Annotated in this window: 15 protein-coding genes; 6 read left to right on the top strand and 9 right to left on the bottom strand. The window is 36.3% G+C overall.

The genetic code is table 11. The annotated features are described in order from the left end of the window. Positions 1-27: 27 nt before the first annotated feature. The 4 genes from BUC25_RS15570 to BUC25_RS15555 form a co-directional block, all read right to left on the bottom strand. Positions 28-1,431: a sugar porter family MFS transporter gene (locus BUC25_RS15570; protein ID WP_073202814.1), complete on the bottom strand. Its 1,404-nt coding sequence runs from the start codon at positions 1,429-1,431 to the stop codon at positions 28-30. Between the two features lie 658 nt (positions 1,432-2,089). Further along, complete coding sequence (locus BUC25_RS15565; RefSeq protein WP_073202813.1) at positions 2,090-3,640, bottom strand: AraC family transcriptional regulator; 1,551 nt, start codon at positions 3,638-3,640, stop codon at positions 2,090-2,092. After that, positions 3,637-5,058 (bottom strand): sensor histidine kinase, encoded by a 1,422-nt coding sequence (locus BUC25_RS15560; RefSeq protein WP_084543495.1) that lies wholly within the window; start codon positions 5,056-5,058, stop codon positions 3,637-3,639. Before BUC25_RS15560 ends, BUC25_RS15565 begins: the two co-directional genes overlap by 4 nt. Further along, entirely contained in the window at positions 5,055-6,050 is a 996-nt protein-coding gene (locus BUC25_RS15555) for a sugar-binding protein (protein ID WP_073202812.1), read from the bottom strand. Before BUC25_RS15555 ends, BUC25_RS15560 begins: the two co-directional genes overlap by 4 nt. 148 nt (positions 6,051-6,198) lie before the next feature. On the opposite strand from BUC25_RS15555, the gene BUC25_RS15550 reads away from it, so the two are divergent. From BUC25_RS15550 to BUC25_RS15535, 5 genes are all read left to right on the top strand, one after another. After that, a complete protein-coding gene (locus BUC25_RS15550; RefSeq protein WP_073202811.1) occupies positions 6,199-6,525 on the top strand; it encodes a four-helix bundle copper-binding protein in 327 nt (108 codons plus the stop codon). 24 nt (positions 6,526-6,549) lie between these two features. Next, positions 6,550-6,993 carry a DUF2188 domain-containing protein gene (locus BUC25_RS15545; RefSeq protein WP_073202810.1) on the top strand — a complete coding sequence of 148 codons (444 nt, stop codon included), beginning with the start codon at positions 6,550-6,552 and terminating at the stop codon, positions 6,991-6,993. Between the two features lie 83 nt (positions 6,994-7,076). After that, positions 7,077-7,199: a hypothetical protein gene (locus BUC25_RS19730; RefSeq protein WP_280174066.1), complete on the top strand. Its 123-nt coding sequence runs from the start codon at positions 7,077-7,079 to the stop codon at positions 7,197-7,199. A 208-nt stretch (positions 7,200-7,407) separates the two neighbouring features. Continuing rightward, on the top strand, positions 7,408-7,872 hold the full coding sequence (locus tag BUC25_RS15540; RefSeq protein ID WP_073202809.1) for an SRPBCC family protein: 465 nt from the start codon (positions 7,408-7,410) through the stop codon (positions 7,870-7,872). Continuing rightward, entirely contained in the window at positions 7,873-8,220 is a 348-nt protein-coding gene (locus BUC25_RS15535; RefSeq protein WP_073202808.1) for a DUF1801 domain-containing protein, read from the top strand. Between the two features lie 30 nt (positions 8,221-8,250). Here BUC25_RS15535 and BUC25_RS15530 read toward each other — a convergent pair whose 3' ends face one another. Next, positions 8,251-9,702 (bottom strand): flotillin lipid rafts scaffold protein FloT, encoded by a 1,452-nt coding sequence (locus BUC25_RS15530; protein ID WP_073202807.1) that lies wholly within the window; start codon positions 9,700-9,702, stop codon positions 8,251-8,253. Between the two features lie 19 nt (positions 9,703-9,721). Beyond that, positions 9,722-10,231 carry an NfeD family membrane protein gene (locus BUC25_RS15525; protein ID WP_073202806.1) on the bottom strand — a complete coding sequence of 170 codons (510 nt, stop codon included), beginning with the start codon at positions 10,229-10,231 and terminating at the stop codon, positions 9,722-9,724. A 334-nt stretch (positions 10,232-10,565) separates the two neighbouring features. On the opposite strand from BUC25_RS15525, the gene BUC25_RS15520 reads away from it, so the two are divergent. Continuing rightward, entirely contained in the window at positions 10,566-11,516 is a 951-nt protein-coding gene (locus BUC25_RS15520; RefSeq protein ID WP_073202805.1) for a sodium:calcium antiporter, read from the top strand. A gap of 44 nt (positions 11,517-11,560) precedes the next feature. Here the strand turns inward: BUC25_RS15520 and BUC25_RS15515 are convergent, their stop codons facing one another. The 3 genes from BUC25_RS15515 to BUC25_RS15505 form a co-directional block, all read right to left on the bottom strand. Further along, the gene (locus BUC25_RS15515) at positions 11,561-11,992 is read right to left on the bottom strand and encodes a VOC family protein (RefSeq protein ID WP_073202804.1); all 432 of its coding nucleotides are present in this window, start codon (positions 11,990-11,992) and stop codon (positions 11,561-11,563) included. A 1-nt stretch (position 11,993) separates the two neighbouring features. Further along, the gene (locus tag BUC25_RS15510; RefSeq protein WP_073202803.1) at positions 11,994-12,434 is read right to left on the bottom strand and encodes a GNAT family N-acetyltransferase; all 441 of its coding nucleotides are present in this window, start codon (positions 12,432-12,434) and stop codon (positions 11,994-11,996) included. A gap of 85 nt (positions 12,435-12,519) precedes the next feature. Next, entirely contained in the window at positions 12,520-12,960 is a 441-nt protein-coding gene (locus tag BUC25_RS15505; RefSeq protein ID WP_073202802.1) for a DUF1801 domain-containing protein, read from the bottom strand. Between the last annotated feature and the right edge of the window lie 72 nt (positions 12,961-13,032).

The following is a 13,032-nucleotide window of genomic DNA, read 5'->3' as shown; positions in this document are numbered from 1 at the left end:
CTTACCTCCATTGATCAGCTTTTCTATTTATGCTAATTCTTCTTGTACCTTTTTTTCCTTTTCTTTTTGTTCTTTTGTTTTCCACAACTGTCCGATTTCTTCTAATGATTTATTCTTCGTTTCTGGCACGATGGTCATAACAAAGAAGAAACATATAACATTAATCACCGCGAACATCCAGAATGTGAAGGCACTGCCCATATTATTAATAAGCATTGGTGTAAATTGACCAATCGCCCAATTCGCACCCCACAAGAATATTGTCGCAATCCCTACCGCTTTAGCTCGTAAATGGTTCGGGAAAATTTCTGGAATCATAATCCAAGGGATAGGTCCCATCGACACACAGAACGCTGCTGTAAATCCAGCTATAAAGATAATTAAGAATATTCCTGCATTGGGAAGCTCTAAATAAAATACAGAACCTATTAATACCATGAACACCGCCATCAAACTAGACCCAATTGCCATCAGTTTTTTACGGCCTAATTTATCAATTAATAACAACGCCACTATCGTAAAGACTACCTGTACACTACCAATGATACTTGTAGCTAGAAATTCTGTATTATTCTCAAATCCGACACTTCTAAAAATGTCCGGACCATAGTACGTTACCGCATTCATACCGATTACCTGATTAAACAATGCTAAGAAAACACCTACACCCATCGCCATTCTCAGACCCGGTTTTAGTAATTCTTTTGCGGAACTACTTTGTTCCACTTCGATCGATGCTTTTATTTCTTTTAATTCTTTTGCTGCAACTTTTTCACCATTAATACGTTGCAAAATATGAAGTGCTTGTGCCTCGTCCTTTTTCTGAACTAAATAACGCGGACTTTCCGGAATAAAAAATAATAGGATTAAAAAAATAATCCCTGGGATCGTTCCATAACCTAGCATCCATCTCCAACCAAGTTCAAGACCCCATTCATAGGTTCCACTGTTTGCTACACCATAATTAATATAGAAGGTAGCAGAGATACCTAAAATCGTAAACAGCTGATACAACGACCCTAAACGACCTCGAATCGCCGGTGGTGCACACTCACTAATATACGTTACTGATAATGCCGAAGCAAAACCGATACCTAAACCACCTAGAATTCTAGCTAATACTAATGTTGTTACGTCAATTGCAAAGGCTGAGCCTAGTGCTGAAATGATAAAGAATATTGCTGACACCATTAAAAGTTTTTTACGGCCAAATCGGTCACTTAAAAAACCTGACAGCGCTACCCCTGTAACACCACCGATCATAACACAGGAAATAACCCAGCCTTCCATTGCCGGACTTAAATTATAGATTTCCTGCAAGTAACCAATTGCACCTGAAATAACTGCTGTATCAAAACCATATAATAAACCAGCCATTCCAGCTGCTGAAGCGATTAAGATAACATACCAAAGTGAATGTTTCTTTTCCATGATGATAATCCTCCCATATAATTAAATGTGATATCGTTTTCTTTTTACTTTTAAAGTTAATAACTCTCTTTTTATACGCTTTCATTAACTAAAAAGACGTTAAACTTTAAACTATAACCAATTTATCATGATTAAACTGTAATAGAAGGACAACCATCTTCACTATTTTGTTAAATGCTAGATTATCTTGTTATCGTTTAATTAATCAGGAGACTGGGCAGTATGTTTATTTGAATTGCAGTAATTTTGAAAGAGATTTAGTGCGTACAACCGCTACGGCTTGCCCACTTCGCTAGATAGAATTCTACAATGGATGAAAGAGTTCAAATAAAGACTACTATCGCATAATGTTTACGTAAATACTTATAGAAAGATCAAAATGATAGCTGTGACAACAGTTGTAGAATCCATTCAGAGCGAAGGCGTCTGCTTTCACTCCTGCGGGATGTTTTTACCCTAAGATCCACTTTTTTAGCGAACTTCGCTTAAAAAGTTAGCTTAGGGTAAAAACCCGCGGAAAGGAAAGCAGACAAGCCGAAGCGGTTGCAAAGCACATAAAAAATCTCATAATGACCACTTGAGTTATGTCGCAGTTTGTTCCTAATACGCAAGAAAATCCAAACGATGTTAATGTCTATTCGGATCGTTTGAATCTTTTTTAATGCTGGTTTCGATATTCTGTAGGACTTATGCCGAATTCCTTTTTAAATACTCTACTAAAATAATTGGGATCTTTATAACCAATCGTTAATGCTATTTCCTTTAGTGGCATATTATCATCCAGTAATAATGTTTTTGCTTTCTCTAGTCGATAGGAAGTTAGATATTCTACAAACGTGACTTGGAAATGTTCTTTAAATAATTTACTAAAATAATAGGAACTTAAACCAACTTTATCTGCCACTTCTTCTAGCCTTAACGAATGGCTATAGTGTTGTTCCATGTATTCTTTCGCTTCCAACAATAACCCTCTTACCCCTTTCGAGCGCCAATCACTAACCTGTTTCATTACTGTAGACAAGTGGTACTTGGCTGCTTCCTTTATTTGCATGGTTGTCTCGAATTGGGTAAAGGTCATTTGAAAATCATCCTTGATTCCTAATTCCTTGGTTGTTCTTGTGAGCACAATAAAAAAGTTTTCAATCGATTTTTTTATAAGATGGATTTTGTACTCCGTATTCTTTTGAATCCATTGGAAATAACTATCAAACCGTTGCATACCTGTTTGATAATCTCCTTTTTTCACGGCTTCTATTAATGCTTTTTCTTCTTCAAAAGGGAGAAGTTCTTTCCTCTTAGATTCGAGTTGATCCGTGTAAATGAGATACTTAGCTCCATTCTGACTTTGTACCAGCTCTAATGCATAGATGGCCTGCTCATATGACCTGGAAAATTGCTGCAACTCAGAAACCATTCCTCCCACTCCCACATGTAACTGACTATCTGTTAAGTTCTTTAAAGTAGCTTGAATCACATCTCTGACAAATTGATCTACTTTCATATTTTCTTGATTACATTTTACAAAAACCGGTACTTGAAAACCGGTAAGTGGGCCTATAAATGCCGCATAGTTCGTCTCTTCTAAAGCTTGTTTTAAGGCTTGATACCAGTTAATCTTTTGTTGTCTACTTATTTTAGACTTGCTGGTGGTAAATGAAAAGACTGCGACAGCCCCTTTAGTATTTTGTAAATCCAACCATTCTTTCCAATCCTCTGCTTCAAATTCATGAACATGGTCCATCATTAGCGTTAAGATAAATTCCATTTCTACTAATGAACTCGCTCTTTCTAAGCGGTGGTTGGTGGCTACTTTTTCTTCTGCTCGCACTTTTTCCTGTTCTATTTCCTCTACCATTCGATCGTATGCTTCTAGAACTTCCTTCACTTTACTTGGCTTTAGTAAATATTCTTTAATACCAAACTTCATTGCTCTTTTTGCATATCGAAACGTGTCAAAAGCGGATACCATTATACATTTTGTCTGGGGCTGTTCAGCAAGTATCTTTTCTATCGCTACTAAACCATCAAACTCTGGCATTTTAATGTCCATAAAAATAAGATTTGGCTGATGTGTCAATGCTAATTCGACAGCTTCTCTTCCATTTTTCGCCTCCGCTACTACTTCAAAATCAGAGCGATTTCTGCCTAATATCATTTGTATCCCTTCGCGTTCAATCGCTTCATCATCGACTAGCATTACTTTAATCATGGTGTTTCTCCTTTCGGTAATTTGATCATTACCTTCGTTCCTTTTCCCATTTGAGAAAAAATCGATATTTGAGCGTCTTTATTAAATAGATTCAACCGATCGATTACATTACGCATGCCAATCCCTGTCGAATGTCCTTTGTTTCCTTTTTGGGTACTTTCATTTTCATCATTCATAAGTCGATCAATTGCTTGTTGTTCCATACCTACACCATTATCGACAATTTCTATATAAACATCGTCTTGTTCACGGTAAATTCTAAGCGTTATCTCAGCACCTTCTGCCATTTCTTCTATGCCATGCATGAAGGCATTTTCAATAATTGGCTGTAAAGTCAGACATGGAATTGCAACTGACAAGCAGTCTTCTTCAATCTCTTGATGGAACGTGACACGGTCACCAAATCGGGTTTTTTGTATAAAAAAGTACTCATTCACAATCATGACTTCATCTTTTAAAGTGGTATCCCTTTCCAAATCACCAATGTTATACCGTAATAAGGCAGACACTGACGATATTAAATCACTTGTTCGCTCTGCCCCTTCAATATAGGATGTTTTTGAGATCGTATTTAATGTATTAAAAAGAAAATGAGGATTAATTTGATTTTGCAGACTCTTCAGCTCCATTTCCTTTAATAACTGTGCGAGCCTTGCTTTTTCTTCTATATCACTTACAGATTGTAAAATATTGCGTTTCATCTGATTGAAGGTATCTGTTAATATTTTCAATTCGTCTTTTTGTGAAACCACGACATCTTCACCAGCATAATTCCCTTTTGAAATCTCTCTTGCTGCACTTGTTAAACGATCAATCACTTTCGTAATACCATTGGAAAACCATAAAGCATATAAAATACTCAAAATAATGATCGAGATAAAAATCGCTGTGCCCATATTTTTTGTATCTTGTACTCGTTGATCTTCTAAAGCAATTAAATTTTGATACTGGGTTAGCTTCTGGTTAATTAACTCTAACGTTTTTTCGTGGATATAAGTTGCTGTATTATCTGCTTCGTTTAACGAAAAGGAATACTGTTCTACGTCATCCTGGTCCACTCCATACACCGTTTGATCGCTATGTTCGACAAAACTTTTAATTAAGTTGAGATAATTTTGCTTAGAGACACTATCTTCTGCAACTTCATCATACTGTTTTTGCAAACCTGCTAGTTCTGCTTTATCTTCCTGATAATAGTTTAAATTCTCCTCGATTGGTTCATGTACATAGATTTGTAAAGATTGATACGTTTGATCGGTAGTGTTGGTAATTTCATTTAATAAGAAATAATATTCAGAGCTTTCATCATGTAATTCTACAATTTGCTGTGCACTTTGTTCTCGTACAAAAAACAAAATGACAACAAGTACAAGGATGGCTACAAAATAAATCAATAGTTTAGTACGAATTTTGATCACGGGAAATCACCCGCTTTCTGAACTTGATCCAAATCATTCTTTCTTACAACCGAAGCTTCTGTATGATAAACATCTTGAACAGACGAATTTTCCAAGATGTCTATCATTAGTTCGATACTTCGGTACCCCATTTCATAAGGTTTTTGTTCAATTAATACATCAATTTTATCTTCTTGAACTAACTGAATATTCTCTTCCAATGTATCAAAATTAATCATATATAGATGATCCATCTCCAAAGACTCCGCCGCGGCTACCATCCCGATTCCGTCTAACGCACTAGTCCCATACAATGCTGTAATATCCGGATAATCTGTTAGCATTTTATGAGCCTTCTCCTCTGCTACTACACGAGTAATATTAGATTCTTCAATGGCAACTATTTCAATTCCATCCTCTTGCTCCACAATATCTCTAAATCCTTCGACACGCAATTGATGATGAGCATTACTAAAGCTCCCTGTCACGATACCAACCGTCGCTTGTCCATCCGTATCTTTTACTAATGTTCGACCTGCTAACTGACCTGCCGCATAATTATCTGTCCCGATATAGGTAGAACGCGCACTGTTCGGAGCGTCCGTATCTACCGTTATCACAGGTATCCCTTGATCGACAGCTTTATTAATCATCGGCAAAAAGTCGTCATTTAACGCTTGTACAATAATTCCATCCACTTGTGATTGTATGGCAATGTCCAGCAATTTAAGCTGCTCCTCTGGATTAGAACGTCGTGGGCCTTTATATTCAACAAATACATCATAGTTCTGTTCTGTATCCTTCGCACCTTCTCCAACCAATCGCCAATAGTCATGATCCATCTCTTCACCAATTAATGCAAAATGATAAGCTGGACTATCCTCTTCACTTGTATTAAGCGACTGTGGATTTGACTGGTATTGTTGTGACTGATTGTAAAAATATATCGATAAACTAACTGTAATCATTAGACATAGTATTAAGATAGAATAAATAAACTTTTTTTGGTTCATAATTATCTCCTTCCCTTAGAAAAAGTCGATAAGAATAATAATAGCATACCCCTATCATATCTAGAAATTAATAAATATTGAATGTTTATACTCAATAGAATTGGGAATGGTAGATTGTGTAATATACTATAAATATGGAGGGATTTTCATGAGTAACCAAAACTATCAAGATCTATTAGAAACATTACATGATTGTATGACAGCCTGTAACCATTGTTTTAATTCCTGCTTACAGGAAGATGATGTAAAGATGATGGCCGAATGCATTCGACTCGACCGAGAATGTGCCGATATCTGTAGCTATTTAGAATCTGCAATATCAAGAAATTCTCCATTTATTAAGGAACTGGCAACCGTATGCGCAAAAATATGTACCGCTTGTGGGGAAGAATGTAAAAAGCACCAACACGATCACTGTCAAAAATGTGCGGATGCCTGTTTTAAATGTGCGGATGCCTGTAAGAAGATTTCATAATATTAGATGAAGGAGCGTGAAAAAATGCCTTGGGATACAGAGGATTACCCTAGCTCTTTAAAAAATTTAGATACTGCTGTACGAAAAAAAGCGATCGATATTGCGAATGCAATGATAGACGAGGGATATAAGGAAGGACAGGCGATTCCAATTGCTACAGAACAAGCAAAAGAATGGTATAACAATGCATCAGACAAAGAGATCAATCAAGTCAAACAAATGAGTGATAACGATTTACGTTCGCGTGACGAAGATTCACAATCCAGCCGGCCAGAATTATTAGACAAAGGGGAACATGTAATTCCCTTTGAGGATGGTTGGGCTGTGAAAACGCAGGATGCTAAACAAGCATCAGATGTTTTTTCAAACAAGCAAGATGCTATTGATCGAGCAAGAGAAATAGCATCTAATAAGCAAACCGCTGTAATCATTCACAAAAAAGACGGTTCCATTCAAGAAAAACTATAAAAATGATAATTTAAGATGAAATGTTTATATAATCCAATTAAGGGTATTTTTTGAATAAAACAAACCGAAAGGAGGCAACTCTAATGGCTGATAACACTCAAGGTAAGAGCGGTGAAAATCGCAAAGAAGAAACAAACAAAGAATATGGCCGTCAAGGAAAATACGCAAAAGGGAATAAAAAGAATAGTGACAATGATAATAACTAAATAGCGAAGAAGGCTGACCAGAGGCATCTCACCCTTTGATCAGCCTTTTTCTATTATCTTATTTACATATAACAATCCTATCGATTTGTGCTATGCTTATTAAGTAGACGAACTTAACTAATTATGAACATTCCTGTTTTTTTGTTTCTTAAAGTTTGCCGCTCACAAAAGCAGGATCTAAACTAAAAAAAATGGAGAGTGCAATAGCATGAAGAAGTGGACAAAAACGATTGTGATCCATGCACCTATCGATCAAGTCTGGAACTATTTTGACGGATCATTGGAGAATATGCAGAAAATGATGCCACAAGTAGTGGATCATCAGCCTATTAAAATAACTGAGGAAGGTGTAGGAAGCATCTATCGCCAAAAATACCAAGAAGGTAAGCGCATCGAGGAATATGAGGTTGAAACGATTAAATACAAGAATGAGGATCAGGAGAAAGAATTAAAAATACAGTTCAACCTTGCTAATATGTTCGACATTTCGGCTCATTACACGTTAGAAAAAATAGACAGTGAAACAACCAAATTTACATATTCGACAACAAATAATCCTCTAAAATGGTATGTGAAACCTTTTTTACTGTTTGCTAGTGATAAAGTAGTGGTGAAATTCCTAGATAGAGTGAAACATATCGCAGAAACAGAGTATACAGGGGGAAATAAATAGATGTCTAAAGAATCTGTCGAACAATATATTGAAAAACACCCTAAAAACATTCAAGAAATAACTGTAAACCTGCGTCAATTGATCCTTAATACATCTAGTGAATGGACGGAGGAAATAAAGTGGGGGATGCCTTCTTATAGCATTAATAAAAATATTTGTTACCTTCAAGCTTCAAAGAATCATGTTAATCTGGGTTTCTATCATGGAGCACAATTAGAGGATCCTCACAATTTATTAGGAGGAACCGGTAAGCAAATGCGCCACATCCGTGTGAAGAAGATGGAAGATATCGACGAAGATTCGCTTAAATTATACGTTAAAAATGCTATTCAACTTGATCAAAGTTAAGAGGACAGGCAAATACCTGTCCTCTTACTTTTAATCTGTATCCGATACTTCTGCTTTTTCTGTTTTAGTGCTTGCTAAGTTATTCTTAATTTTTGATTCATTGTGGGATGCCACATTGTCTAGCATCCCTTTTAGGTCCACACCAGATACATCTTTTAATGTTTCTGGTAATTGGCTCATCAGTTTGGTAACATAACTACTCATTCTGGTAGCACCATCACCTTCACCATTGCCATTATCAACTACAGTCACTTTTTCAATCGAGCTAACTGGTTCTGCAATCTTCGCAGCAAAATCAGGAAGCATCTTGATAATCATCTCGAGAATAGCTGCTTCTCCGTATTTCTCCATTGCTTCTGCTAATTTTTCTTTTGCTTCTGCATCCGCTAAACCTTTTTGGCGGATTGCATCTGCTTCTGCTTCCCCATCTAAGCGAATTTGAGCTGCTTCTGCTTCTGCTTGTTTAACTCGTGTAACCTTATCTGCCTCAGCCTTTTGCTCTGTCGCATAACGTTCCGCTTCGGCCTTCTTAGAAATCTCTGCTTCGTATTGACGTTGTTTACGTAATACTTCTTTTTCATCGATTTCAATTTGTTTATTTTTCTCAACAAGCTGTATCTGCATTTCTTCTTGTTTTACCTGTTGTTCAGATTTAGCACCTTGCAATTTATAGGCCATATCTGCTTCCGCTTTAGCGGTATCCTGATCTCTTTTATATGCAGCCACTTTCAATTCCTTTTCTTTCGTGGACTCTGCGATTTGTGTCTCGCTTAGCAACTCTGCACTCTGACTTTCTCGTTCTGCTGATGCTTTTTGAATCCGAGCATCACGCATCGCATTTGCTTCTGCAATTTGAGCATCACGTTTTACTTCGGCAATACGAGGTTTACCTAGTGCTTCAAGATAGCCATTTTCATCTTGGACATCTTTGATCGTAAAAGAAACAATTTGCAGACCCATTTTCTTAAGGTCAACCGCTGCTTGAGTTTGCACCTCTTGCGCAAAACGTTCACGATTTTTATAAATCTCCTCAACCGTCATCGTCCCTAAAATAGCTCTCAGATGCCCTTCCAATACTTCTTGTGCTTCCTTACGAAGTTCGGAATTATCTTTTCCAAGGAACTGCTCACCTGCTGTTGCAATTCCTTCTGTTGTACTTTGTACTTTGATAATTGCTGTTCCATCAGCCATCACCGGTACACCATTTTCGGTATAAACATTCGGTGTGGAAATATCTAAACTGTGCGAGCGTAAACTGATATTCTCCTTCTGTTGAAAAATCGGTAAAATAAAAGCACCGCCACCACGAACTATCTTAATTCCACCACCATCTTCTGTTCTATGTACATTTTTGCTACCTAAAAAACTACCTGTTACGATCATCGCATCATCTGCACCTACTGTTTTATATCGTGCAGCAAAAAGAATAGCAAATGCGAGAATGACGGCTACAATAACACCGACTACTATTAAAATATCCATCCTATTCCTCCTAGCAAAATTATAATTCTTCTAATTCAGATACATATAGAAGCTGATCTTTCACTTCAACAACGACAATTGTTTTACCTTGCTTAATTTCTTGTCTATCAAAGCTGAGTGCTGTTTCATGCCTGCTCCCCTGTGAAGAAGGGATTAATACTTCCCCCATTCCAGTGGCAGGAATCGTCGTGATCACTTCTCCAGTTCTTCCTTTTAAATCATTCACAGAAATCGAAGTAGAAGATTCTGCATTCGACATCGGGATCACTAAGAAGTGATAGATTAAAATATAAGCTCCTATTCCTGTTAATACGCTTATCAACAACACATAGACAGGATTCGTTTGTGAATATTTCGTCCATAATACACCTGAACCAGCTACTACAGACAATGTACCGAACACTAATAAAGGATTAAAAAATTCTCCTAAACTATCAAAAATACTATCTAATATACCATCAAGCATATTTCCTAAAAATATAGAAAGAAGTGCAAACCCTAAACATGTCCATAAAAGTATCCAGTAAATATCTAATACTTCGATATTTTAACCTCCCTTCTCCTATATATACGATTCAAAACTACAAAAGGTTCCAATTAAATGTTATTTACGACAGATTTACCCATTTACTAGATTATATTTAACTCTTTGAAATTTATGTTATTGCTACCTGATTTATTCTTAACAAAAAGCGAACTTTTCCAAATAAGCAAAGTTACATGCAAGAACAGTGGATTAATTCAAAAAGTAATGACCGTTCAAAATAAATCGACAAACTTTACCAAGGTCTACCAAAATTATTGACAATCTAGTAATTTTCTCTATAGTTTTAATTGGTTGTTAATTTTGTAGGAGGACTTCCATGAATTTCTTTATATTTATCTTAGCTGCCATCATCGTTATTCTAGCAGCTATTCAACTTAACAAATATGGTGATGTAATTAATCAGAAATCTTCAATGAGTGGTGCTATGATAGGCACATTATTAATTGGAGGCGCGACCAGTTTACCAGAGCTAACTACTAGTCTCACAGCTGTTTATATTGATAGTCCCGATATTGCAGTTGGTAATATGCTTGGTAGTAATGTATTTAATATTTTGATTCTCGTGGTATTTGACTTGATCTACCGACATAAAAGAGCATTTAATTCGGTTGATTCAAAAACACATCTCCCTATTGCCAACACTGGTTTTGTCATGACAGCATTATTAGCAGTAGCGATCTTTTGGAGCAATTCGCCAAGCCTTTTTAATATCGGTATTGAAATGTACTTGCTTGTCATTATTTACATTCTAGTTATGAAAAGAATGGATAGTGAAGAGGAAGAGATTGAGCAAACGTCAAATCTCACGTTAAAACAAGGAGTTATTCGGTTTATTATGGCAGCATTAGTCGTTTTTATTGCTGGGAGCGTGCTAACGATCGCAGGTGACGCCATCGCACAACAAACCGGTATGAATGCTAGTTTTGTAGGTAGTTTTCTAATCGCTGCATCTACTTCTCTACCAGAATTAGTTACAGTATTTGCTGCTTTTCAAATGGCAAAGTATTCGCTAGCATTTGGGTCCATTCTAGGTAGTAATATTTTCAACCTTCAATTATTAGTTATCACGGATGTTTTTTATCAAAAAGGAGCAATCCTGAATATAGCTAGCATGTCGAATATTACAACTGCTATACTAGGAATGTTGATGATTGCTCTTACGATTTATTCATTACAACGTCCATCAATTAAAAGAATGATAGCCTACGCTATCCCCTCGGCTGCAACAATTATTCTATACTTTGTTGCTTCGTATGTGATGTTTTAGTTTTCTTAAGATAAAAAAGAGCTGATGGTCAGCTCTTTTTTATTTTATTCAATAACTAACATATCGTTTTCATCAAATTTCCATTCATCGCTATACGCCACTTCCCAGTAATAACCGTCAGGGTCCATGAAGTAACCGCTATACCCACCCCAGAAAACCGTTTCTGGAGTTTTCGCTACTTGGCCACCATGCCGTTCGACTAAATGCATAAAGTCATCAACTTCTTGTTTGGACTTCATATTAATCGCTAGTGTCATCCCTCTAAAACCATCGTTTGCGATTTTCGGAGGATCATCTTCATTAATATCTTTTGCTAAAGCTTCAACTTCAAATAATTCGAGTTTCGTCCCGCGATTATTAAAGAATACTACCGGGGCATTAATGGAAGCACTTGTTTCAAAACCAATACTTTTGTAAAACTCTATTGCTTGCGGAATACTTTTCACACCTAAACAGATCAAATTAATTCGATTCATATCATCCCTCTTCCTCTCGGTTCCAAACCATAGTGAATTCAGTCACGCCTGTTTCAACTTCGTTAGCTTCCTGTATAACACGAAAGCCGTTCTTTGAATAAAAACGAACTGCTTGCTCATTTTCCTTATACACATGCACGGTTAATTGATCTGATAGTTGTTTTACATATTCGAGTAAAGCCTTTCCAATTCCTTGTTTTCGAAAAGAATGCTCTACAAATAACCCGGCAATATAAACATCTGATATCCCAATAAAACCAACTATTTTTTGTTTAGAGAATGCCACATATAACATAGCTTGCGGTAGTAGTTTTCTAACATTTTCCTCTTTTGCCAACCAGTATTCCTTGCCTACAAAGGCATGGGCTTCAAGATTTGCATTAAGCCAAATCTCCATTAATTGATCTAATTCTTCCTCATTCGGATCTACTCGCTTTATCATGCTAAATATCCTTTCCAATTTATACTGTGAGATATTTAGACTCAACCAGGCATCAAGCCACCTCTCTTCACTATATTATTTTTGTTTAACTGCCTTTATAAGTAGCTATCCATTCATCCACACTTACCTTCGATGCCAATTCTCCTAATAATTCATAGGGAATCTTGTTAGGATTGGTAAAACGAATGCAGCTTTTTCCCATGTTCAGCTTTGTTGTCATATGTTTCGGATATTCCTGTTCGAACCATTTCAATAATTGTTGATCCGCATAGATCCCCATATGATATACAGCGATGTGATTTTTCTGTGCAGCTATACTAAGAAAAGGTAAAGGGGTATTCTCTTCACAATGATACCCTTCAGGAAAAGTTGATAAAGGAACAACAAAAGAAGGCATCCCATATTGTATGGTGTTCTCAAACCCATCTGGAATATGTTCATTAATTGTTTGATACAATTTTGTAAAGGCATCATGCCACTTTTCATCTTTATCTTCTAAATATTGATTGATACTAGCTGCTTCCATCAACATTCCTCCTTGCATAAAATTTTGTTAATTTTACTATATCATACATATATAACTAAAAAGGAGTTTTTC

Source organism: Gracilibacillus kekensis (assembly GCF_900143085.1).
Classification (GTDB): domain Bacteria; phylum Bacillota; class Bacilli; order Bacillales; family Amphibacillaceae; genus Gracilibacillus; species Gracilibacillus kekensis.
Note: the sequence above shows the minus strand (reverse complement) of the source record. Positions and strands in the feature narration are given on the sequence as shown.

Coding starts and splice junctions, on each gene's coding strand:
- BUC25_RS15570 (WP_073202814.1), bottom strand. CDS start 1,431: ATGGAAAAGAAACATTCACTTTGGTATGTTATCTTAATCGCTTCAGCA.
- BUC25_RS15565 (WP_073202813.1), bottom strand. CDS start 3,640: ATGATTAAAGTAATGCTAGTCGATGATGAAGCGATTGAACGCGAAGGG.
- BUC25_RS15555 (WP_073202812.1), bottom strand. CDS start 6,050: ATGAACCAAAAAAAGTTTATTTATTCTATCTTAATACTATGTCTAATG.
- BUC25_RS15550 (WP_073202811.1), top strand. CDS start 6,199: ATGAGTAACCAAAACTATCAAGATCTATTAGAAACATTACATGATTGT.
- BUC25_RS15545 (WP_073202810.1), top strand. CDS start 6,550: ATGCCTTGGGATACAGAGGATTACCCTAGCTCTTTAAAAAATTTAGAT.
- BUC25_RS19730 (WP_280174066.1), top strand. CDS start 7,077: ATGGCTGATAACACTCAAGGTAAGAGCGGTGAAAATCGCAAAGAAGAA.
- BUC25_RS15540 (WP_073202809.1), top strand. CDS start 7,408: ATGAAGAAGTGGACAAAAACGATTGTGATCCATGCACCTATCGATCAA.
- BUC25_RS15535 (WP_073202808.1), top strand. CDS start 7,873: ATGTCTAAAGAATCTGTCGAACAATATATTGAAAAACACCCTAAAAAC.
- BUC25_RS15530 (WP_073202807.1), bottom strand. CDS start 9,702: ATGGATATTTTAATAGTAGTCGGTGTTATTGTAGCCGTCATTCTCGCA.
- BUC25_RS15520 (WP_073202805.1), top strand. CDS start 10,566: ATGAATTTCTTTATATTTATCTTAGCTGCCATCATCGTTATTCTAGCA.
- BUC25_RS15515 (WP_073202804.1), bottom strand. CDS start 11,992: ATGAATCGAATTAATTTGATCTGTTTAGGTGTGAAAAGTATTCCGCAA.
- BUC25_RS15510 (WP_073202803.1), bottom strand. CDS start 12,434: ATGATAAAGCGAGTAGATCCGAATGAGGAAGAATTAGATCAATTAATG.
- BUC25_RS15505 (WP_073202802.1), bottom strand. CDS start 12,960: ATGGAAGCAGCTAGTATCAATCAATATTTAGAAGATAAAGATGAAAAG.